The organism is Streptomyces sp. NPDC043878, assembly GCF_056435735.1.
In genome coordinates this window covers 131,524-152,490 of the sequence record NZ_JBWKDW010000002.1, presented here as the reverse complement: position 1 = coordinate 152,490, position 20,967 = coordinate 131,524, and the positions used below count along the sequence as shown (strand labels likewise).

The 20,967-nt window shown below is 72.8% G+C and carries 18 protein-coding genes, 2 tRNA genes and 3 pseudogenes; 11 read left to right on the top strand and 12 right to left on the bottom strand.

The genetic code is table 11. The features are described 5' to 3' along the window. Positions 1–7: 7 nt before the first annotated feature. From AC07AZ_RS04405 to AC07AZ_RS04395, 3 genes are all read right to left on the bottom strand, one after another. On the bottom strand, positions 8–856 hold the full coding sequence (locus AC07AZ_RS04405; RefSeq protein ID WP_478843685.1) for a hypothetical protein: 849 nt from the start codon (positions 854–856) through the stop codon (positions 8–10). Positions 857–1,153: 297 nt separating this feature from the next. Continuing rightward, positions 1,154–1,585 carry a hypothetical protein gene (locus AC07AZ_RS04400; RefSeq protein WP_478843683.1) on the bottom strand — a complete coding sequence of 144 codons (432 nt, stop codon included), beginning with the start codon at positions 1,583–1,585 and terminating at the stop codon, positions 1,154–1,156. Between the two features lie 43 nt (positions 1,586–1,628). Then, complete coding sequence (locus AC07AZ_RS04395; protein WP_478843681.1) at positions 1,629–2,495, bottom strand: bifunctional DNA primase/polymerase; 867 nt, start codon at positions 2,493–2,495, stop codon at positions 1,629–1,631. A 340-nt stretch (positions 2,496–2,835) separates the two neighbouring features. Between AC07AZ_RS04395 and AC07AZ_RS04390 the strand changes: the two are divergent. The 8 genes and pseudogenes from AC07AZ_RS04390 to AC07AZ_RS04355 all read left to right on the top strand — a co-directional run. Further along, positions 2,836–3,123 (top strand): annotated as a pseudogene (locus AC07AZ_RS04390) (hypothetical protein); the annotation flags it as partial. 177 nt (positions 3,124–3,300) lie between these two features. After that, a complete protein-coding gene (locus AC07AZ_RS04385; RefSeq protein ID WP_478843679.1) occupies positions 3,301–4,245 on the top strand; it encodes a bifunctional MaoC family dehydratase N-terminal/OB-fold nucleic acid binding domain-containing protein in 945 nt (314 codons plus the stop codon). Beyond that, positions 4,242–4,637 (top strand): MaoC/PaaZ C-terminal domain-containing protein, encoded by a 396-nt coding sequence (locus AC07AZ_RS04380; protein WP_478843677.1) that lies wholly within the window; start codon positions 4,242–4,244, stop codon positions 4,635–4,637. Before AC07AZ_RS04385 ends, AC07AZ_RS04380 begins: the two co-directional genes overlap by 4 nt. Beyond that, on the top strand, positions 4,634–5,800 hold the full coding sequence (locus AC07AZ_RS04375; RefSeq protein WP_478843675.1) for a lipid-transfer protein: 1,167 nt from the start codon (positions 4,634–4,636) through the stop codon (positions 5,798–5,800). The genes AC07AZ_RS04380 and AC07AZ_RS04375 overlap by 4 nt, the downstream gene beginning before the upstream one ends. 247 nt (positions 5,801–6,047) lie before the next feature. Then, entirely contained in the window at positions 6,048–6,617 is a 570-nt protein-coding gene (locus AC07AZ_RS04370; RefSeq protein WP_478843673.1) for a SigE family RNA polymerase sigma factor, read from the top strand. A 131-nt stretch (positions 6,618–6,748) separates the two neighbouring features. After that, on the top strand, positions 6,749–8,428 hold the full coding sequence (locus tag AC07AZ_RS04365; RefSeq protein WP_478843671.1) for a long-chain fatty acid--CoA ligase: 1,680 nt from the start codon (positions 6,749–6,751) through the stop codon (positions 8,426–8,428). A gap of 1 nt (position 8,429) precedes the next feature. Further along, positions 8,430–8,573: pseudogene (locus AC07AZ_RS04360) on the top strand (DUF6228 family protein); the annotation flags it as partial. 41 nt (positions 8,574–8,614) lie between these two features. After that, positions 8,615–8,791, top strand: a pseudogene (locus AC07AZ_RS04355) (transposase); the annotation flags it as partial. Positions 8,792–8,807: 16 nt separating this feature from the next. On the opposite strand, the gene AC07AZ_RS04350 reads toward AC07AZ_RS04355, so the two are convergent. From AC07AZ_RS04350 to AC07AZ_RS04340, 3 genes are all read right to left on the bottom strand, one after another. Further along, positions 8,808–9,029, bottom strand: coding sequence for a hypothetical protein (locus AC07AZ_RS04350; protein WP_478843669.1), 222 nt, complete (start codon positions 9,027–9,029; stop codon positions 8,808–8,810). 86 nt (positions 9,030–9,115) lie between these two features. Beyond that, a complete protein-coding gene (locus AC07AZ_RS04345) occupies positions 9,116–9,502 on the bottom strand; it encodes an SDR family NAD(P)-dependent oxidoreductase (RefSeq protein ID WP_478843667.1) in 387 nt (128 codons plus the stop codon). 158 nt (positions 9,503–9,660) lie between these two features. Next, complete coding sequence (locus AC07AZ_RS04340) at positions 9,661–10,869, bottom strand: MFS transporter (protein ID WP_478843665.1); 1,209 nt, start codon at positions 10,867–10,869, stop codon at positions 9,661–9,663. 253 nt (positions 10,870–11,122) lie between these two features. Between AC07AZ_RS04340 and AC07AZ_RS04335 the strand changes: the two genes are divergently transcribed. Then, entirely contained in the window at positions 11,123–11,704 is a 582-nt protein-coding gene (locus tag AC07AZ_RS04335; protein ID WP_478843663.1) for a TetR/AcrR family transcriptional regulator, read from the top strand. Between the two features lie 94 nt (positions 11,705–11,798). Here the strand turns inward: AC07AZ_RS04335 and AC07AZ_RS04330 are convergent, their stop codons facing one another. Continuing rightward, the gene (locus tag AC07AZ_RS04330; RefSeq protein ID WP_478843661.1) at positions 11,799–16,439 is read right to left on the bottom strand and encodes a hybrid sensor histidine kinase/response regulator; all 4,641 of its coding nucleotides are present in this window, start codon (positions 16,437–16,439) and stop codon (positions 11,799–11,801) included. A gap of 359 nt (positions 16,440–16,798) precedes the next feature. Further along, a complete protein-coding gene (locus tag AC07AZ_RS04325) occupies positions 16,799–17,215 on the bottom strand; it encodes an SSI family serine proteinase inhibitor (RefSeq protein ID WP_478843658.1) in 417 nt (138 codons plus the stop codon). Between the two features lie 323 nt (positions 17,216–17,538). Here AC07AZ_RS04325 and AC07AZ_RS04320 point away from each other — a divergent pair. Together AC07AZ_RS04320 and AC07AZ_RS04315 are read left to right on the top strand one after the other, a co-directional pair. After that, a tRNA-Ser gene (locus tag AC07AZ_RS04320) sits at positions 17,539–17,629 on the top strand. A 190-nt stretch (positions 17,630–17,819) separates the two neighbouring features. Next, positions 17,820–17,892 (top strand) — tRNA-Arg (locus tag AC07AZ_RS04315). 77 nt (positions 17,893–17,969) lie between these two features. Here the strand turns inward: AC07AZ_RS04315 and AC07AZ_RS04310 are convergent. The 4 genes from AC07AZ_RS04310 to AC07AZ_RS04295 are packed head-to-tail and all read right to left on the bottom strand — an operon-like array spanning position 17,970 to position 20,950. Next, the gene (locus AC07AZ_RS04310; protein ID WP_478843656.1) at positions 17,970–19,205 is read right to left on the bottom strand and encodes a site-specific integrase; all 1,236 of its coding nucleotides are present in this window, start codon (positions 19,203–19,205) and stop codon (positions 17,970–17,972) included. Further along, positions 19,193–19,402, bottom strand: a complete 210-nt coding sequence (locus AC07AZ_RS04305; protein ID WP_478843654.1) for a helix-turn-helix domain-containing protein — start codon at positions 19,400–19,402, stop codon at positions 19,193–19,195. The genes AC07AZ_RS04310 and AC07AZ_RS04305 overlap by 13 nt, the downstream gene beginning before the upstream one ends. Further along, the gene (gene repSA, locus AC07AZ_RS04300; protein WP_478843652.1) at positions 19,399–20,778 is read right to left on the bottom strand and encodes a replication initiator protein RepSA; all 1,380 of its coding nucleotides are present in this window, start codon (positions 20,776–20,778) and stop codon (positions 19,399–19,401) included. Before repSA ends, AC07AZ_RS04305 begins: the two co-directional genes overlap by 4 nt. Next, the gene (locus AC07AZ_RS04295) at positions 20,771–20,950 is read right to left on the bottom strand and encodes a hypothetical protein (protein WP_478843650.1); all 180 of its coding nucleotides are present in this window, start codon (positions 20,948–20,950) and stop codon (positions 20,771–20,773) included. The genes repSA and AC07AZ_RS04295 overlap by 8 nt, the downstream gene beginning before the upstream one ends. Positions 20,951–20,967 lie beyond the last annotated feature (17 nt).

The window sequence follows — 20,967 nt, the reverse complement described above, 5'->3', positions numbered from 1 at the left end:
AGCGGAATCACGGGTGTTCGCCGAGTTGCAGGAGACCGGCCACGGAGAAGCAGAGGGCGCCGGTCAGGGTGCCCCAGTTGGCGATTCCGGAGTTGATCAGGCTGCCGTCGGTCGGGCGGGTGAAGGCGGCGAGCGCCGAGACCATGAACAGAAGTGAGCCGAGCTGGTTGACGGCGACGATCCACCAGCCGAGGTCGCGCGGGTGGAAGCAGGGCCAGTGCCGGCCGTGGCAGATCTCCACGAAGGCCAGGTGGCCGGAGATCAGGAAGAGGACGCAGCCGATCACGTCGGGCGCCCAGACGAGCCGGTTGACCTGCTGGGCGGTCAGGCCGTGCAGGAAGGAGTCCAGCAGGTTGACGGCGAAGACGAGTGTGCCCGCGAAGAGGACGAACGTGCTCAGCCAGTCCACTCGCGTCGGCTCATAGCTCCACCACCGCCAGTGACGGGTGATCAGCCGCCCCTCGCCTCCCGGAACATGGCGCGGCGCGTTGATCACCTGGAGCAGCGAGACGTACCCGCCGGTGTTGAAGAACAGGCCGCCCGCGAAGTAGACCGAGGCGCACACGGTGGCGTCGCCGGAGGCGAACTGGGCGACGGACGCGCCGGCCGCGAAGAGCGCCCCGCCGAGGACGAAGGCGATGGCTGCGACGGCGTTGAGTCTGCGCAGCCGGGTGAGGGAGAGGTCGTCCGCACGGGTGTGCCGGCCGGCTGCCCCGCCGGGGGGACGGACGGCGAGCACACCGCGGCGCCGCGCGAGCCGGGAGTCCCACACAGCGGTACCGCCACCGGGAACGTGCCAGGTGAGGCGGGTGGTGAACGGTCCTGCGCCCTCGGCGCGCTGCTCGGGCTGACCCACGGGCCGAGCCTAGACCGCGGACCGGATCGGAAGACGGCCGAAACGCCGTCGCCCCAACCCGCCGCCGCGGGCCGCGGGCCGCGGGCCGAGGGAGCGGGACACTGCCCGGTGGCCCGGTGGCCCGGTGGCCCGGTGGCCCGGTGGCCCGGTGGCCCGGTGGCCCGGTGGCCCGGTGGCCCGGTGGCCCGGTGGCCCGGTGGCCCGGTGGGCGGCCCGCTCCCCCGGGCGGGGACGGCGGTGACACCGCCTCCCCCGGGCGGGGACGCCGGTGACACCGCGCCCACCGAGCACCGCGTCCTACAGCTCGTAGTCCGCCGCCAGTTCCTCCCAGGGGACGTCTCGCAGGGCGGTGTCGGCGTCGCAGGCCGTCGGGACGTGGGGGGTGGGCTGGAACCAGACGACGGTGAGGGACGAGCGGTACAGGTCCGGGTCGTGGGCGGGGTCCACCGGTGCGGAGCGGAACGCGCCCACGCAGGCCACGGGCGGCAGCAGTTCGACCGGGCCGAGGGCGCCCGCGTACTGGTCCGGGTTTTCGCGTGCGGGTGGGACGAGGTGGACCCGGGACAGCGGGAAGGCGCGTCGGGCGGTCGCCAGGAGGTCCGTGACGCGCCGGTCGTTGACGGGCCGGCAGGGATAGCCGTCCGGCAGGCCGCCGTAGGTCGAGGAGAGCCGCAGTTCGCGGAGTTCGACCGGGCGGCCGGAGGAGAGGACGACACCGGTCAGGGACATGGTCCGCATTCTGGGGCGCCGCTCCATAACGGTCCCCCGGACGTCACGGCCTGCGCCCTGTCATCCGTGCCGCCGAGGCGATCGTCGCGCGGGCCTCGCGTTCGGTGAGGCCGGTGCCCCGGGCCGCGTCGACGAGGGGTTCGACCAGGTCGGGGCCGATGCCGTTCTCGTAGGCACGGCAAGCCGCCCAGAACAGGCGGGTGTTGCGCTGGCCCTCGTGGGCGGCGAGGACGAACTGGACGAGGCCATGGCCGTGTCCGCCCGGCGACGACGCGGACGCGTGGTGCGCGCGGGGCGGGGGGAGCAGCAGGCGCAGCAGGGCCGGCGGGCAGGGTGCGGGGGCCAGGTGGGCGCAGCCGGGGGCGGTCGTGTAACTGCCGTGGTCGGTGCGGGAACCGGGGCCGACCAGGTAGCCGCCGGCGCCCCGGATGTCGATCCCGGGGGCCAGCCGGCCGGCCGAGTTGGGGACGACGGTGTCCGGCGGGCCGCTCAGCCAGAGGTGCCGGCCGCCGCCGGGGGTCAGGACGATCACCGTCGCGGGGATCGTGAACAGATGCCGCAGGGCGAGTTCGCGCAGGGCGGCGGAGGAGTCCGTGCCCGCCTTGGTGTCCAGGTCGACGCCGATCAGGTGGTACGGGGGCAGACCGCAGGCGATGCCGTAGCCGGTCGCCCAGGGGGCCGCGGCGAACAGCTGGCGGACGCGGGCCGGGTCGGTGGAGGCGTCGTGCACCCCGTGGCCCATGCGCCCGCATTCGCCGTGGCAGGGGGCGGGGTCCGGGGTGTCGCGGTGCGGGGAGCGCAGCGCCGGGAGCTTCGTCCGGGACAGGGGGATGACGGCCAGGCCGCGTTCGGCGGCGGACAGGGCGTGGGCGAGGGCCAGCGTCGTGGCCTGCCGGTCGGTGGTGGCCATACCCCTATGTTCGTACACGTGTTCGAAAATGGGAAGAGTGCGTGAGTGCCGACGCGGTCGAGTGGGCCGGGAAGCCGCCGTAACGCTTCCTCCCGTGCGGGGTCCGGGTCGAGGCCGCCCACGGTGTGCCGCCGTGCCCTGTCCTGTGGCTCGGGTGACGGACGGGGTTCATCGACCTGTCATCACGCTTGAGGGCGAAAAGCGGCTTCCGGGGTGGTTCGCCGGGGATTCGGTGGGCGACTCTGGAGTCGCGACCTCGTGCACAGCGCCGAGGCGGTCGGCCAACCGCCTTGCCATAAGCCGTACTTCACCCGCCCCGGCCATCCGGCCGGTGCGCAACGTGGTCTGGAGGAACCACAGGGCAAGCATCCGAACCGCCCGCGTCATCGCCGCCGTCTCCGCCCTTCCGCTCGCGGTCGCCCTTCGGCGGCGTCACGGCGGCTGACAACGGCGCCTTCGCGGACAACGGATCGAACGCGGGCGTGGCGACCGTCACCGGCAGCGGGGTCGGGCACGGCAACCGGGGCACTCGTCCACCACGCGGCAGCAGGCGGTGGGCTCCGGTGCCTCGAACCAGAGCGACACCACCCAGGCCAACGGCTCCGCGATCACGGCCTTCAAACCAGGGGAACGGCAACACGTCCGCCGTCCCGGCGGTGGCCCCCTGTTCGAACACACCGCCCACCTCCTGGGCCGGGTCGGCCCCACGCGCGCTCACGCCCACCGCCGAGCCGTATTGACACTCCACGTCATCTGACGGACAGTCAGAAACCTTGTGGCGTACCGGCATCCGGAGGGCTGGCCCGTGGAGCACGACGATCGTGACGCCCTTTTCGCGCGGCTGAAGATCTTTGAAGGGCAGCCGGCCGCCGTCGCCGGGCGGGGCCGGGACCCCGTCAACCTGCCGATGATCCGCCACTGGTGCGAGGCGATGGGCGACACGGACCCGGCGTACACCGGCCCGGACGCCGTCGCCCCGCCCACCATGCTCCAGGTGTGGACCATGGCCGGCCTCTCCGGGCACGCGGACCGGTCGGGGCCGTACGACGAACTGCTCGGTCTGCTCGACGCGGCCGGCTGCACCTCGGTCGTCGCCACCGACAGCGAGCAGGAGTACGCGCGACCCCTGCGGCCCGGGGACGAGATCACCTTCGACACGGTGATCGAGTCGGTGTCGCAGCGGAAGACGACCAGGCTCGGCACCGGGTACTTCGTCACCACCCGCACGGACGTCCGCGTCGGCCCCGACCTGGTGGGCACGCACCGCTTCCGCATCCTCAAGTACGCCCCGGCGAACCGGAGTCCGAAGACAGCCGCCCGCCGCCCCCGTCCCGTCGTCAACCGGGACAACGCCGGCTTCTGGGAGGGCGTCCGGCACCACCGGCTGCTCGTCCAGCGCTGCACCGGCTGCGGCACCCCGCGTCATCCCTGGCTGCCCGGCTGCAACACCTGCGGCTGCCCGGACTGGGACACCGTCGAGGCGGGCGGCGAGGGGACCGTCTACTCGTACGTCGTCATGCACCACCCGCCCTTCCCCGCCTTCGCGCCGGCCGCCGACCGGGAATCCGGCGCGGCGGGGCCGTACGCGGTCGGGCTGATCGAGCTGCCGGAAGGGGTGCGGATGATCAGCAACGTGATCGGAGTGCCGTACGACAAAGTGCGGATCGGCATGCCGGTGCGGCTCGAATTCCAGGCGTATGACGAGGAGTTGACGCTCCCCGTCTTCCGCGCCCGCGAGGAGTCGGCGTGAGGCCCGGCGAGCGGCTGCCCCCGCTGGAGATCCCGGTCACCCGCACGCTGATCGTCGCCGGTGCCCTCGCCTCGCGCGACTACCAGGACGTCCACCACGACGCGGAGGCCGCCCGGCGCAAGGGCTCTCCGGACGTCTTCATGAACATCCTCACGACGAACGGCCTCGTCGGCCGCTACGTCACCGACCACCTGGGGCCGGGCGCGACCCTGCGCCGGGTGGCGATCCGGCTGGGCGCGCCCAACTACCCGGGCGACACCATGGTGTTGCGGGGGACGGTCGAGGAGGCCGACGGCCGGACGGCGACGGTACGGGTTGTCGGCGCGAACGGCATCGGCACCCATGTGACCGGCACCGTGACGGTCACCCTCCCGGCGGGGGAGGCCCGGTGAGCGTGCGGGGCGGGGACGGCCTCGGCGGTCGCGCGGCCATCGTCGGTGTCGGGGCCACCGAGTTCTCCAAGGACTCGGGGCGCAGCGAGCTGCGGCTGGCGGCGGAGGCGGTGCGGGCCGCCCTGGACGACGCGGGGCTGAGCCCGGCGGACGTCGACGGGCTGGTCACCTTCACGATGGACACCAGCCCGGAGATCACCGTGGCCCAGGCCTGCGGGATGGGCGAGCTGTCGTTCTTCTCGCGCGTGCACTACGGCGGCGGGGCGGCCTGCGCGACCGTCCAGCAGGCGGCGCTCGCCGTCGCCACCGGCGTGGCCGAGGTGGTGGTCTGCTACCGCGCCTTCAACGAACGCTCGGGCCGCCGGTTCGGCTCCGGGGTGCAGCACCGCGAACCGTCCGCCGAGGGCGCGGCGCTCGGCTGGTCCCTGCCCTTCGGGCTGCTCACGCCGGCCTCCTGGGTGGCGATGGCGGCCCAGCGGTATCTGCACGCGTACGGACTGACCCCGGAGGCGTTCGGGCACGTGGCCGTCGTGGACCGCGGGTACGCGGCGACCAACCCCGCCGCGTACTTCCACGGCCGGCCCATCACCCTCGCCGACCACGCGGCCTCCCGCTGGATCGTGGAGCCGCTGCGCCTGCTGGACTGCTGCCAGGAGACGGACGGCGGCCAGGCCCTCGTGGTCACCTCGCTGGAGCGGGCCCGCGACCTGCCGCGACCGCCCGCCGTCGTCGCGGCCGCCGCGCAGGGCGCGGGGCGCGGACAGGAGCAGATGACCAGCTTCTACCGCGACGACCTCACCGGCCTGCCCGAGACGGGCCTCGTCGCCCGGCAGCTGTGGCGCACCTCCGGGCTCGGCCCGGCCGACATCGACGTGGGCATCCTCTACGACCACTTCACCCCGTTCGTACTGATGCAGCTGGAGGAGTTCGGCTTCTGCGGCAGGGGGGAGGCGGCGGACTTCGTGGCCGGACGGCACCTCCCCCTGAACACGCACGGGGGCCAGCTCGGGGAGGCGTACCTGCACGGGATGAACGGGATCGCCGAAGGCGTACGGCAGATCCGGGGCACGGCGGTGAACCAGGTGGCGGGCGCCGCACGGGTCCTGGTGACGGCGGGCACCGGGGTGCCGACCTCGGGACTGGTGCTGACGTCCGCGGGATGACGGCCGGGGCCTCGGCGGGAGGAAGGGCGGCCGGGACCTCGGCGGGATGACGGCCGGGGGCCCCAGCGGGGTGACGGGCGGCCCGGGCCTTTCCGGGTGACCCCCCAGCGGTGAACCCGCAGTACGCGTCGCCCGCTCGTCCACCTTCAGGAGGTGCAGCCGGCCCCGCCCCTACAACCTGAGGGGGACGCGTCTTCGGCACCTGCGGCCGATCCGCCGCACGGCCCCCCGCTCATAACTTGGATTCATGACCACACCCGTCTGCACCAGCGCTTCGGACGTCGCGACGCGGGCGACGCAGACCCGCCCGCACCCGGCGTACCCCACGTTCTCCTCCTACGTGAGGGCCCGCCGGCCCGTGCTGCTGCGTACCGCCCGGTCGCTCACCGCGAACCCGAGCGACGCCGAGGACCTGTTGCAGACCGCGCTCACCAAGACGTACGTCGCCTGGGAGCGCATCGAGGACCGCCGCGCCCTGGACGGCTACGTGCGCCGGGCGCTGCTCAACACCCGCACCTCGCAGTGGCGCAAGCGCAGGGTCGACGAGTTCGCCTGCGACGAGCTGCCCGAACCCGAGCCGCTGCCGGCCGGGGGCGACCCGGCGGAGCAGCAGGCGCTGCGGGACGCGATGTGGCGGGCGATCATGAAGCTGCCCGACCGGCAGCGGGCGATGGTGGTCCTGCGCTACTACGAGGATCTCAGCGAGGTCCAGACGGCCGAGGTGCTCGGCGTCTCCGTGGGCACGGTGAAGTCGGCGGTGTCGCGGGCGCTCGGGAAACTCCGCGACGACACCGAGCTCGGCCTCGTCCGCCAGTGACGGCCCGACCACCTCGCGGGGAGCGCCGCTCACCGTGTGAACGCAACGTGACGTGATCGATCCCCCGGGCCTAGTGACATACCGCGCGGTATGTGAGCAGAATCAGCGCAACCCTTACTACCGCGTAGGCAATGTCGCCCCGGGAGGACGCCGTGCTGAGCACGATGCAGGACGTACCGCTGCTGATCTCGAGGATCCTGACCCACGGGTCCACGGTCCACGGGACATCACAGGTGACCACCTGGACCGGTGAGGGTGAGCCGCACCGGCGTTCCTTCGCCGAGATCGGCGCGCGGGCGGCCCAGCTGGCACACGCCCTGCGCGAGGACCTCTCCGTCGCCGACGACGAGCGGGTCGCGACCCTCGCCTGGAACAACGCCGAGCACGTCGAGGCGTACTTCGCGATCCCGTCCATGGGCGCGGTCCTGCACACCCTCAACCTGCGGCTGCCGGCCGAGCAGCTCGCCTGGATCGTCAACCACGCCGCCGACCGGGTGATCATCGTCAACGGTTCGCTGATCCCCCTGCTCGTGCCGCTCCTGCCCAAGCTGCCGACGGTCGAGCACCTCGTCGTGTACGGTCCCGGCGACCGCGCCCCCCTCGAAGGCTCGCATCCGCGCGTGCACGAGTACGAGAACCTCCTCGCCGGCAAGCCGGCCACGTACGACTGGCCGGAGCTCGACGAACGCCGGGCCGCCGCCATGTGCTACACCTCCGGCACCACGGGCGACCCCAAGGGCGTGGTGTACAGCCACCGGTCGATCTACCTGCACTCCATGCAGGTCAACATGGCCCAGTCCATGGGTCTCACCGACCAGGACACCTCCCTCGTCGTGGTCCCCCAGTTCCACGTCAACGCCTGGGGCCTGCCGCACGCCACCTTCATGACCGGCGTCAACATGCTGATGCCGGACCGGTTCCTGCAGCCCGCCCCCCTCGCCGACATGATCGAGAGCGAGCGGCCGACACACGCGGCCGCCGTGCCCACCATCTGGCAGGGCCTGCTCGCCGAACTCACCGCGCGCCCCCGGAACGTCTCCTCCCTCACCCAGGTCACCATCGGCGGCTCCGCCTGCCCGCCCTCCCTCATGGAGGCGTTCGACGCGCTGGGCATGCGGGTCTGCCACGCCTGGGGGATGACGGAGACCTCGCCGCTCGGCACGGTCGCCCGCCCGCCGGCCCACGCGGTCGGCACCGAGGAGGAGTTCGCCTACCGCCTCACCCAGGGCCGCTTCCCGGCGGGCGTCGAGGCCCGCCTCACCGGCCCCGGCGGTGAACGCCTCCCCTGGGACGGCGAGTCGGCCGGCGAACTGGAGGTGCGCGGCAACTGGATCGCCGGCGCCTACTACAACGGCCCCGCCGCCGAACCCCTGCGCCCGGCCGACAAGTTCAGCGAGGACGGCTGGCTGAAGACCGGCGACGTGGGCACCATCAGCCCCGACGGCTTCCTCACCCTCACCGACCGCGCCAAGGACGTCATCAAGTCCGGCGGCGAGTGGATCTCGTCGGTCGACCTGGAGAACGCCCTGATGTCCCACCCGGACGTCGCCGAGGCCGCCGTCGTCGCCGTCCCCGACGAGAAGTGGGGCGAGCGCCCGCTGGCCACGGTCGTCCTCCGGGAGGGCGCCACGGCCGACTTCGAGTCCCTGCGCGCCTTCCTCGCCGACGCGGGCCACATCGCCAGGTGGCAGCTCCCGGAGCGCTGGACGATCATCGAGACGGTCCCGAAGACGAGCGTGGGCAAGTTCGACAAGAAGAAGATTCGCGAAGCACATAGGTTGGGGAAGCTGGACGTGACCACCCTCCAGTGACCTGGCAGCCCTCCAGAGCCCCCGGCGCACGCCCGCCGGGGGTGCGGGATATCTGACCGAGTTCCTCGATGGTCTTGCGCGCGACTTCCGCGGTTGGGAGGGCGAGCGGTCCTGGACCAACAACGAGCTGGTCGTGGCGGCGACGTTCGGCTCGGGTGGTCACGTGCATCTGAGCTGGACCCTGCGAGCGGCGGCAACCGCAACGACGTCACCCGGCTCATCCCGCTGCTGCGGGCCGTGCCGCCGGTGCGGGGCAAGCGCGGCCGACCCCGGCGCCGGCCGGACGTGGTGCTGGGCGACCGCGGCTACGACCACGACAAGTACCGACGCTTGGTCCGCAACCTCGGATTTGCCGGTGAGATCGGGTTGTCTTAACCCTTTACCTGTTGAGGTGGTTGATGAGCTGGGGCCCGACGACGTCGGTGGTGGCGTCCCACAGCGCGGCTGCGTTCTTCGAGTCACGGGCGGCAGAGGAGGGCTTGCGAACGGCCGGGTAGCCGCTGATGCTGCCGTAGCTGTCCGGGCCGACGTAGGAGTTGCCGGGGATGTCCTCGGTGAGGGCGAAGAGCGTGGGGAGGGCACCGTTCTCGGCTTCGTTCAAGAGCGGCTGCGCAAGTTGGTTGATCCAACCCGAGATGCCTCCGACGTGAGCGACGAGGTTCGTCTTAGCGATCCCGGGGTGGGCGATCATCGATCGCACTGGGCTGCCGGACTGTTCGAGTCGGCGCTGGAGCTCGAACGAGAACAGCAAGATGTCCAGCTTGGAGTCGCAAAGGCGAACCACGGGCTGTAGCTGCGCTTCTGCCCGGTGAGATCCTTCAAACGCAGCAGACCCATTCGGTGCAGCTGTGAGGAGATGCTGACCACCCGGTCAGTGATCTGGGGAAGGAGCGCGTTCGTCACCACGAACGGACCGAAGTAGTTGGTCGCAACCTGACTTTCGATCCCGTCGTCGGTGACGCGCTGGGGGACCACCATGATGCCGGCGTTGTTGACCAGGCCCGTAATGGGCCCGGACCATGCATCGGCGAACGCGCGGATCGAGGCGAAGTTCGACCCGTCGAGCTGCTGCACGTCGATGTCGCCGCGTACTGCGCCGATGCTTCGAGCGGCATCGCGGCCCTTCTGAGGGCCGCTGCCTTGGTCAGCCGCTTCGACGCGGTGGCGGTCCGCTCCCTGGCCGCGTCACGGCGGCCGCGTCTACGGCGGCACCGTGTCACGGCCGGCCCGCGTCACCTCCGCACGGCCGTCGTCCCCCACCCCAGTACGAGCCCCACCGCGGCCACCGCGCACACTCCGCCCCAGCCCCAGTGGCTGAAGGCGAGCCCGGCGAGGGCCGAGGCCGTCGCGCCGCCCGCGAAGCCGGCGACCACGTAGGCGGTGTTGGCGGTGGCCGGGGTCGAGGTGGTCGTCAGGGCCAGCGTCTGGTTGGCGACGTGGGAGGCGACCAGGGCCGCGTGGATCAGGATCGCCGCCACGAACAGGGCCCACATCACGTGCCCGCCCAGCCAGAACAGCGGCACGGACACGGCCGCGACGAGATACGCGGACCGTACGACCCGGGCGGCGCCGAACCGGTCGACGAACCCGCCCGCGAGCGGCGCGACCACGGCGGCCGCCAGCCCGAAGAGACCGAACAGTCCGGCGGTCGCGGTGGACAGGCCGTACGACTCCCCCGTGAGCAGCAGCGCGAGCGAGGTCCACAGCGCGCTCCAGGCGCCGTACATCCCGGCCTGCCGTACGCACGCGCGCCACAGGTCGGGCGAGTGGCGGACGACGGCGGGCAGGGCCGCGAGTCCGGAGAGCAGGGAGCCGGTGCGGTCGGGGCGCCGCCCGGGCAGGACGTACGCCGTGGCCAGGCCCAGCACGGTCGTCAGCGCGGCCGCGCCGACGAACACCGCACGCCAGCCGAAGGCCTGTCCGGCCAGGCCGCCGAGCACCCGGGCGGCCACGATGCCGGTGAACAGGCCCGCGATGACGGCCGCGACATGGCGGGCCCGGCGATCGGCGGGGGCGCGCTGGGCGACCAGCGGGACGAGCAGTTGCGGGACGACGGTCGCCGCGGAGGCGACCAGGACGGCGGCCGCGAGCGCGGTGGTCCCGGCGGCGGCCGAACCAGCGACCAGCGCGACGGCCGTGACCAGGGACAGGGCGGCGACCAGGCGGCGCCGGTTCACGAGGTCGCCGAGCGGGGCGAACAGGAGCAGGCCGGCGGCGTAGCCGAACTGGGCCACCGAGGCGATCCAGGCCACGGCCGAGGGGGCGGAGCCGAAGTCGTGGGCGATGAGGGGGAGCAGCGGGGCCGCGAGGTAGATGTTCGCGGCCGTCACCGCGGTGCAGAGGGCGATGAGCGGGAGGAGGAGGGCGGAGGCGGGCGGGACGGGGTGGGCGGTGACCGTCTCCCGGGCGGTGGTCCGACCCTGGCTGGTGACTGACGGCATGGCGGCCGGGCTCCTTCGGCGTCGACGAGGCGTGCGGTGGGTGTGCGTGGGGCGTTCCGTGGGCGTTCGGTGGGGTGATCGGTGGGTGTTCTGCGGGTCCCGAGTTCGTTTCCTGGCGCCGCTCCCCGGGTCCGGGCCGGGCTCGTTCCTACCGGCAACCAACCAGTTGGTTGGAACTCCTGGGCAACACCTTGGACCGCGACCCCCTTCCCTGTCAACCAAACGGTTGGTTGCCCCGCGCTACCCTGGCCCCATGGCAGTGAGAGACCCCGAGGCCACCAAGGCGCGGATCTTCGAGGCGGCGGTCGCCGAGTTCGCCCGGTACGGCATCGCGGGCGCCCGCATCGACCGCATCGCCGCCGAGGCCAGAGCCAACAAGCAGCTGATCTACGCCTACTTCGGCAACAAGGCGGAACTCTTCACCCAGGTCCTCGGCAGATGCATGGTCGACCTCGCCGTCGCGATCCCCGTCGACGTGGACGACATCGAGGGCTGGATCGACCGGCTGATGGACTACCACGCCGACCACCCCGAACTGCTGCGCCTGCTGTTCTGGGAGGGCATCGAGTACGGCACCGCCGAGCTGCCCGACGAGGCCGAGCGCCAGGACCACTACGCCCGCAAGGTCGCCGCCGTCGAGGACGGCCAGGCCCGGGGCGTGATCAGCGATGTCATCCCCGCCCGCGACCTGCTGTTCCTGCTGGTCGCCCTCGCCAACTGGTCGACCGTCGTCCCGCAGATGAAGCGCGTCCTGGTCGGCGGCGAGGACCCGGACGGCAAGCGGCTGCGTGCCTCGGTCAAGGAGGCGGCACGCCGACTGGTCGCCAGGCCGTAGCCCTCCGCTGACCGTCCGGGCGGTGAGCCGGGCGGGGGGCGGGACAGGTGGTCCGGCTGTTCCGGCTGTTCCGGCTGTTCCGGTGGTTCCAGGGCTAGTTGGTGCCGATCCGGGCCAGCAGGTCGACGATCCGGCTCTGCACCTCGCTGCTGTTGGAGCGTTCCGCGAGGAACAGCACCGTCTCGCCGGAGGCCAGCCGCGGCAGGTCGGCCTGGTCGACGGCGGCCGTGTAGACGACCAGCGGGGTGCGGTTGAGCTGCCCGTTCGCCCGCAGCCAGTCGATGATCCCGGGCTGGCGCAGGTGGACCTGGAACAGGTCCATGACGACCAGGTTCGGCCGCAGCTGCCCCGCCAGGGTCACCGCGTCGGCGTCGCTCGCCGCCCGCGCCACCTGCATACCGCGCCGCTCCAGCGTCGCGGTCAGCGCCAGCGCGATCTCCGCGTGCTCCTCGATCAGCAGCACCCGCGGCGGATGCTGTTCGGTGTCGCGCGGCGCGAGCGCCTTCAGCAGGACGGCGGGATCGGCGCCGTACGCCGCCTCGCGCGTCGCCTGCCCGAGTCCGGCCGTCACCAGCACCGGCACCTCGGCCGCCACCGCCGCCTGCCGCAGCGACTGCAGCGCGGTACGGGTGATCGGCCCGGTCAGCGGGTCGACGAACAGCGCCGCGGGGAAGGCCGCGATCTGCGCGTCGACCTCCTCGCGCGAGTGCACGATGACGGGCCGGTAGCCGCGGTCGCTGAGCGCCTGCTGCGTGGTGACGTCCGGCACCGGCCACACCAGCAGCCGGCGCGGGTTGTCCAGCGGCTCCGGGGGCAGCTCGTCGTCCATCGGCTGCTGCCGCGGCGGGTCCGCGACCTCGACGGCCCCGCCGGGACCGTCCAGCGGCTCGGGCCCTTCGGCGGCGTTCTCGTCCGGCGCTCCTATGGCGTACGACCGTCCGGTGCCCTCGGTCGCCTGCGCCAGCCGGGACTGGCCGGCCAGTGACGGCTGCGGCTGGGCCGGGACCTGCTGACCCGGCGCGTGCGAACGGACCGCTTGCTCCGGGTTGCCGACGGCCGGCTCGGGCCGCGTGCCCAGTTTGCGGCGACGGCCCGAGCCGCCGTTCGTGTGCGGGGGAGGCGTGGCCGTGGCCGACGCCTGCGGCTGCTGCACCTGGGCCGCCTGCCGGGTGAACGGCACGCCCTGCCCCAGCGTCCGCACGCTGATCGCCCGGCCCTGCGTCGAGTTCGGATCGACCGGCACGGCGGCCGCCGCCGCTGCCGCCGCGGCAGCGGCTTCGGCGGGCAGGGGCTGCGCCGCGCGGGGCGGCTGCGCCGCGGGGACGCTCTCGGGCGGGAGGGCGGCGCCGGGGGACTGTGTGGCCTGCGGATTCTGATTCTGGTGGGGGTGCGGGTGCCTGTGCGACTGCGGGGGTGAGGCGGCGCCGTTCGCCGGTACGGGGGTGCCGGCGCCCGGCGTTCCGTCGGCGGGCCAGGGCTGCGGCTGAGCCTGGGGGGCCGGCGGGCCGGGAGCCGCTTCGGCGGGCAGGGGCAGGGCGCCGACGGGCTGGGCCGGGGTGTCCTGCGGAATGCCCTGGGCGGGCACGGGCTGGGCGGGTGCCGCCGACTGGTCGGAAGGCGCCTGTGCGGGCACGTTGGGCCGGCCGGGCGCCTGCCGCACGGGTACGCCCGGGGCCTGCCCCGGCTGTACGGCCGTCTGGTGAGGGTGCCCGGGGACCTGCCCGAGCTGCGCCGGGGCGAGCCCCTGCTGAGCCGGAGAGAGGCCGGGCTGTTCCTGGGCCGGCCGGCCGGGGGCTGCCTGGCCTGGGATCGGCTGGCCGGGGACGGGCGCGCCCGGAACTCCCTGGCCGGGAACCGGCTGTCCGGGAGCCGCCGGTGCGGCCTGAGCGACAGGTGCGGCTTGTGCGACAGGCGCGGCTTGTGCGGCCTGGGCCGCCATGCCCTGCGCGGGCGCGGGGACACCCGGCTGGGCCAAGCCCGGCTGGGCGAAGCCGGGTTGATCCGGACCCGGCTGCTGAACCGCCCCTGCCGCCGGTACCCCCGCCACCCCGGCCGGTGCCGCACCGGTTTCCGCCGGCTGGGTGCCTGGCCGGCGGCGCCGACCGGTCGGCGAGGTCGTGGGGTGCGGTTGCGGCGGGGTGTGGTCCTCGGACTGGTCGTGCGACACGGCGTCGTGGCGGCCGTCGTCGGCCGGGGCGCCCCCGGGAGCGCCCAGCACCCGCTGCGCATGCTGACCGGGAACCTGCGCGAGTCCGGCCGGGGACCCCTGCGCCGGTACCTGGGCCTGTGCCACAGCCGGGCCGGCCACCTGGGGCTCGGGCTGTCCGCCCGCGCCGTCGGAGGGACGGTCCGTGTCGGCGGGCGGCAGGGCGAACACCGTACGGGGACCGGCCTCCTGCGCGGCGGCCCGCTCCGAGGCGGCCACCAGCGCACGGCGGCGGCGCCCGGTGGGCTGCCCGTTCTCCCCGGCCGGACCGCTCTGATCGGGCCCGGTGGCGGCGGGCAGGGCCGGCGGCAGGGCCTGCTGTTCGCCGCCGTCGTGCAGGGCACGCCGTCCGCCGGGTGCGGGAACGCCCTGCGGCGGCACCGTCCCGCCGAGTCCCGTTCCCACCGCCGCGGTGCCCGAGGCCTGCTCGCCGGCCATGACGACGGCGCCCTCGCTCACCCCGCCGACGGCTCCCTCGGCGGCCGCCGAGGCGGCGTCCTCCGCGGGCCGCCCGCGACGCCGGCCGGTACCGCCCGAACCGTCCCCGGACTCGGCGGACGCCTGCGCGGGAACCGGCACGATCTCCTGGCCGCCGGCGGCCCGCCGACGGCGCCGACCGGTCGGCACCCCGGCCTCCGGATCGGCGCCACCCTCGTCCTCCGGCACCTCGCTGTCCAGGAACGCGTCCACCGAGGACCGCCGGGCCCGCCGCCGCCCGCCGGCGGCCGGTGCCTGCTCGGGCAGCGCGGCCGGGTCGGCCTCGGCGCCCTGGCCGGTCATCGCGTCCCGCGTGCCGGACCCGAGTGCGGGAGCCTGGTTCTCGATCTGGAGCTGCCCCGGAACGGGGAGCTGGGCGGCGACGGCCCCCGCCCCGCCGCCGATCGGCACCTCCAGCACGTACGCGCTGCCGCTCATGCCCGGCACCTCGTGCGTCTGCAGCACGCCGCCGTGGGCGCGCACGATCCCGCGCACGATCGGCTCGTGCACCGGGTCGCCCCCGGCGTACGGACCGCGCACCTCGATGCGCACGACCTCGCCGCGCTGCGCCGCCGCCACCACGACGGTGTTGTCCATGTAACCGCCCGCCGACACCGGCGCGTTGCCGGTCGCGTCGACGCCCGCGACATCGGCGACGAGGTGTGCCAGTGCCGTGGCCAGCAGCCGCTGGTCGACCTCCGCCTCGATGGGCGGGGCGTGCACGGCGAACTGCACGCGTCCCGGCCCGATGAGTTCCACGGCCCCGTCGACGCCGGCCGCGACGACCGAGTCGAGCATGACCTTCGTACGGCTGATGGCGTCGGTCCCGACGTCGAGGCGCTGGTAGCCGAGGACGTTGTCGATGAGCGTGGTGATCCGCGAGTAGCCGGCCGACAGGTGGTGCAGGACCTGGTTGGCCTCGGGCCACAACTGCCCGGCGTCGTCGGCGGCCAGCGCGGCCAGCTCGCGGCGCAGTTCGTCCAGCGGCCCGCGCAGCGAGCCCGCCAGCAGCGTCAGCAGCTGATCGTGCCGGGCGGCCAGGGCCTCGTAGCGGTCCTTCTCGCGCTCCCCGAGCGCCGCGTACCGTTCCTCACCCGCGGCGAGTTGCTCCTCGTGCTGCTCGCGCAGCTCCTCCAGCTCGGCGATGTGCTTCTGGCGCAGGGCGGTGAGTTCCGAGGCGTGGTCCTCCTCGAGCCGCTCCAGCTCCTCCCGGTGCCGCCGGTCCTCGGCCGACTTCTCCTCGGCGAGCGAGTCGTAGGGCCGCCGGTCGGTGAAGGTCATCACGGCGCCGACGAGCTGGTCCCCGTCGCGGACGGGCGCCGTCGTCAGGTCGACGGACACCTTGTCGCCGCTCTTGGAGAACAGCACCTGCCCGCGCACCCGGTGCTTGCGCCCGGAACGCAGGGTGTCGGCGAGTGGCGACTCGTCGTAGGGGAAGGGGGAACCGTCGGCGCGTGAGTGCAGCACGAGGGTGTGCAGCTCGCGTCCGCCGAGGTCGCTGGCCCGGTAGCCGAGGATCTGCGCGGCGGCGGGATTGACGAGCACGATCCGCCCGTCGGTGTCGGTGCCCACGACGCCCTCGGACGCGGCCCGCAGGATCATCTCGGTCTGCCGCTGCGAACGCGCCAGCTCGGCCTCGGTGTCGACGGTCCCGGACAGGTCGCGTACGACGAGCATCAGCAACTCGTCGGAGGTGTAGCCGTAGCTGTCGTAGGCCTGCTGGCCGTTCTCCAGGTTGGCGCTGGTGACCTCGACCGGGAACTCGCTGCCATCGGTCCGGCGGGCGATCATCCGGGTCGGCTTGGTCCGGCCGCGGGGGTCCATGTGGTCGGGCCGCCGCATGGACCCGGGGATGAGCCTGGAGTCGAACTGCGGCAGCAGATCCAGCAGTCCCCGGCCGACGAGCGCGGTCCCCGGGGCCTCGAAGGCCTCCAGCGCGATCGTGTTCGCGTTGACGACGGTCCCGTTGGCGTTGACCAGCACCAGGGCGTCGGGAAGCGCGTCGAGTATGGCTGCGAGGCGAGCAGCGCCTCGGGATGGCCTGCTGCTCACGAGACGCTTCCTCCCTGTTACCGCACCTTGCCGACCGCGGAGGCCATCTTGCCAACCGGTCCGCGACGTGTCACGCGAGGGAGTCTAAGCGCAGTGCTCGCGCTCGCGGCGCCGGATGAGAGGGAGGTCGCACGAGGAAGTGACGTAGAACGTGTGTCCGCGTCGTCCGCTTCCACGCCCGCTTCCGCTCCCGCCTCCACTCCGACCTGCGCGCACTCGCGCGCGCCCGCGCGAGGCGGGCGCGGCGCCGGGGATCCCGCGTCGCCGTACCGGTGAATCCCGCACATCCGGACGGGGCGCGCGACAGCCGTCCGCACGCCTCGCGCGACCACCGTCCGCGCGCCCCCCACGGGTGGCCGTCACGGCCCGAGGTCGGGCAGGAACGGGACGAGCGCGTTCCACCGGGCGATCCGGCAGCCGTCGGCACGGTCGTACGTGGCGTCGACGGGACGTCCGGCCCAGGTCCCCGTGACGTGTGCGGTGGCCGGCCCGCCGTAGCGCAGGGTGCAGACACCGCCGTCCGGCAGCGGCGCGAAGGTGTCCCTCCCCCACCGTGTGTTCCGGTCCAGCGCGGCACACGCGCCGCCGGCGTCGGGATGACTGCCCCCGCCGGGATGGCAGTCCAGCTCGTACGTCCCGTCGGCGGTCCCGCCCGCGTGCCGCACGGTGAGCGTGAGGTGATCGCCGGCCGCCTCGCCGGAGAGCGGCGGGGGGACGGGTCCCGCGGCGGCCACCGCGGACAGCGAGCCGGCGGCGACGAGGGACCCGGCGGCCACGACGAGCAGCCGCGCCGCCCGGGGCAGGCAGCGGGAGGGACGGCGGACGGGAGGCGGGCCGTAAGGAAGAGGAGGACCGGCGGGGAGAGAAGAGGAAGGGGGAGGACCGGAGGGGCTGGGGGCGTGACCGACCTGCGACATGCCTGACTAACGCCACGCCCACCCGGACGTTGCGTGTCACCCCCGGCGACACCGCGCCACCACCGACAACGGCTTTGCCCTGCGGCCCGAGTGCCTAGTACCGTAGGACGCGATTGGTGACACCACGCTCGACTGTGTCATCATCTGCACGCACCGATCGCGCTCGCGCGAGCGGCTGTGCGGGAGGCGTCGCCTAGTCCGGTCTATGGCGCCGCACTGCTAATGCGGTTTGGGTTTTACAGCCCATCGAGGGTTCAAATCCCTCCGCCTCCGCGCAAGATCACCGAAGCCCCGGCCCACAGGACCGGGGCTTCGTCGTTCCCGAGCCGCCCAGACAGCTGTTTCCGCAGCTCACAACGGGTACGGCTAACGGATTTCACATGGCGGCGGCAGTCATGTAATGTTCTTCCTGTCGCCGCGAGCGGGCCGGAAGGGCCGGGAAACGGCGACAAAAACAGAACAAGCACTCGTAGCTTAACGGATAGAGCATCTGACTACGGATCAGAAGGTTGCAGGTTCGAATCCTGCCGAGTGCACACAGGTCAAAGGCCCCGGATCGCTCCGGGGCCTTTGGCGTTTCAGGGGCGTACAGCAGCGAAGTACAGCAACCGCGTCAACCGGTACCGCCCATCGCGTCCGACAGCTGGCCGATCGCGGCGCGCACTTCCTCCTCGCTCGCTTCGGCGTAGACCTCCATCGTCATGGCGATCTGTGAGTGCCGGAGGATGCGCTGGGCCACTTTCGGGTGGACCTTGAGCGCGACCAGGAGCGAGCTGCACGTGTGCCGCGTGTTCCGGAGCGGGATGACCCGGAGATCGGCGCGACGAGCCCGGAGGGCGAACATGCGCGTCATGTTGCCCGGCTCGATCGGCGTGCCGTACTTCGTGGTGAAGATCAGGTCATGGCTGCCCTGCCAGAGCTCCCCGGCGGCTTTCCGGTCGCCGATCTGCTGAGCGCGACGCATCCGGAGTGCCTTGAGGCAAAGTGCCGGCAGAGGGAGGAAGTCGTCGGAGTCCTCGGTCTTGGTCTCGCGGTGCAGGATCTCCCGCCCCGCGCGCTGGATCTGGTGATCGACGTACAGCTCTCCCCGCTCGAAGTCGACGGACTTCCACGTGAGACCCAGGACCTCACCACGACGCAGGCCGAGGCAGAGCACCAGGACCCAGGCGGCGACGAGGTGGTCATCGCGAGCGGCGGCATCGGTGAGGAACTGGCTCGCCTCGGCGACGGACCACGGCTTGATCCGGCGACGCCGAGGCTTCGGCACCTTCACGAGCGAGGCCACGTTTTTACTGATCTCCTCCTCGGTGACCGCATGGGTCAAGGCCGCTCGGAGAGCATCGCGCGCGGCTTGGATCACGCGGCGGGATGGGTACGTCTCGCAGCACTCCCCGATGGCGCAGCACTTCCGGCGAGCGAGCGCCCGCTTAGCGTCCTTGCCCTGGGCGCAGCACTGGCAGACGGTCGCCAGCTTGGTCAGCCACTCTCGGACGTCCCGGACGGTGAGTCGGTCCAGCCGCTTGGGGCCGAGGTGGGGAGCGATGTAGAGCCGGACGCACCCCTCGTACGACACGTACGTCAGAGGCGCCAGATTCGGCTTCACGACCGAGTCGAGCCAGTACGTGAGGAACGCGGCCACCGTCTGGTGTCGGGTAGCGACCGGCCCCCTCTTCGCCTCCGCATGGAGGTTGAGCCACTTCTCGTGGACCTCTTCGCGGGTCTTGCCGTAGGCGTACTTCCGGGCCCGCTTGCCGTCCGGTTTGGTGACCCAGACGTAGGCGGCGTAGCCGTTCTTGTACGGGTAGATCGAGCCTTCGCCGTTGCCGCGCTTGCCGCTCATGCCGACCATCCCTGTTCGGCTTCCTGGGCGCGACGTTCGATGTACTCGTCCACGTAGCGGGGCAGGATGCGGCGGCTACGGCCGTCCTTGATGGAGCGGATCTCCCCGGTGAGGACCAGCATCTTGGTCTTGGAGAGGCCGTAGCCGAGCATCTCGGCGACCTCGCCTGTGGTGTACCACTTCCGTTCGACCACAGTCGTGGTCATGCTGCGGCTCCTTCCAGGGCGAGTTGGTCTTGCAGGGCTTCGCGGGCGGTCTCGCGGTTGTGTTGGAGGTCGCGGGCGATGGTTGCGGCGAGGGCGGATTCGCCGGGGGTGTGGCCGTGTCCGGCGTATTGCCAGTCGGCCAGGACGAGGACGGTGTCCGGCTCGACGTCGTCCAGGCCGAGGGCTTCGCGTTCCTGGGCTGCGCGGAAGTCGGCGCGGGCCTGGCGGAGTTCGCCGAGGGTGGTCGAGTAGCGGCGGGACTTCGAGGAGAAGTGGCCGCGGAAGCCGAGCATGTGAGCCCAGGCCCAGAGGCGGCGGTCGGGGTAGAGGGGGTCGAGTCGCTTGCAGGCTTCGATCAAACGGCGGGTGTGGTCGGGCACGTTGTGGCGGTCGAGTTCGGAGAGTTCGCCGATGCGGCGGTCGAGGGTGCCGGTGTTCTCGGCGGCTTTGGTGGCGTACTTGGCGACGTAGGAGGCGACGGCCTGTTCGGTGATGTCGGAGCCGTCGCCGAACGCCTTCACGGGCCGGACGTCGAGCTGTTTGCCCCAGCGGAAGGTGCGGGCGGGCTGGTCTGAAACGGCCGGCACAGAGACCGAGCTGTAGGAGTGCGTGGCTGCTGCGCGGATCGAGTCGGCGAGGAGATCGACCGTTGCCCAAGACGGCGGTGGGGTGTCCGGACCGTCCGGGCCGTCGATGCGGATCACGGCATGGAAGTGAAGGGCACCGCGCTTCTGGAACTCAGCGACCTTTCCGTACGAGATGCGCGCGTGATCGGCCAGTTCGCGGCGGGTGAGGCCCGCGTGAGCGGCGATCTCACGGCGAAGGCGAGTCGTGAACCTCATCCACAGGTTGCCCGCGTGGTTGTTGAAGAGGACGGCGGCGGCGTAGTCGTACGTGGTCGGGTCGAGGGCGGTGCCGAGCGCGTGGTCGTCGGCGGTGTGGTGGGTGCCGCAGCGGCAGACGCCACGATCCGGCCGGTTGTGGACGGGGCCGAAGGAGGGGGCGGTGAGGGTCGCGAAGACGCGGGGGTGGTCGCGGACGGTGGAGGGGATGTCGCGGCGGTCGTCTCCGGCCAGGCCTGCGCGGATGAGGTGGTAGGTGTCCCCCGCGTAAGTGAAGGCGCAGGAGGGGCAGCGGGAAGCGCGGCGGTTGCCGCAGGCGAGGCGCAGCCGTCCACCGGGCTCGTTCTCAGTGGAGTAGTGGTGCAGGGTCTCGCCGGTCGTCTTGTCCTTGGCGATCGTCCAGCCGGTCAGGTGGATCGGGTCGGCGCAGCCACCGGTGCGGCGGATCTGCTCGTGCCAGCGGTCGAAGTCGTCGGCCGAAGCCACCCTCAGCAGGTCGCCGAGGGTGGTCGGGTCGAGCAGCTGCTCAGGCACGGGCGCCCTCCCGGTTGCGGCGGGTACGGGCGGTGCCGGTGCCGTGGCAGGCCGGGCAGTGGGCGGTGATGGTGCGCAGGTGGCCGTGCTGGTCGCGGCCGCCGAGGGTGATGGCGGCGGAGGCGTGGCCGTCGCAGTTGGGGCAGATGCGGGACGGGGTGTGGTCGGTCATGCTGGGGTTCCTTCCGG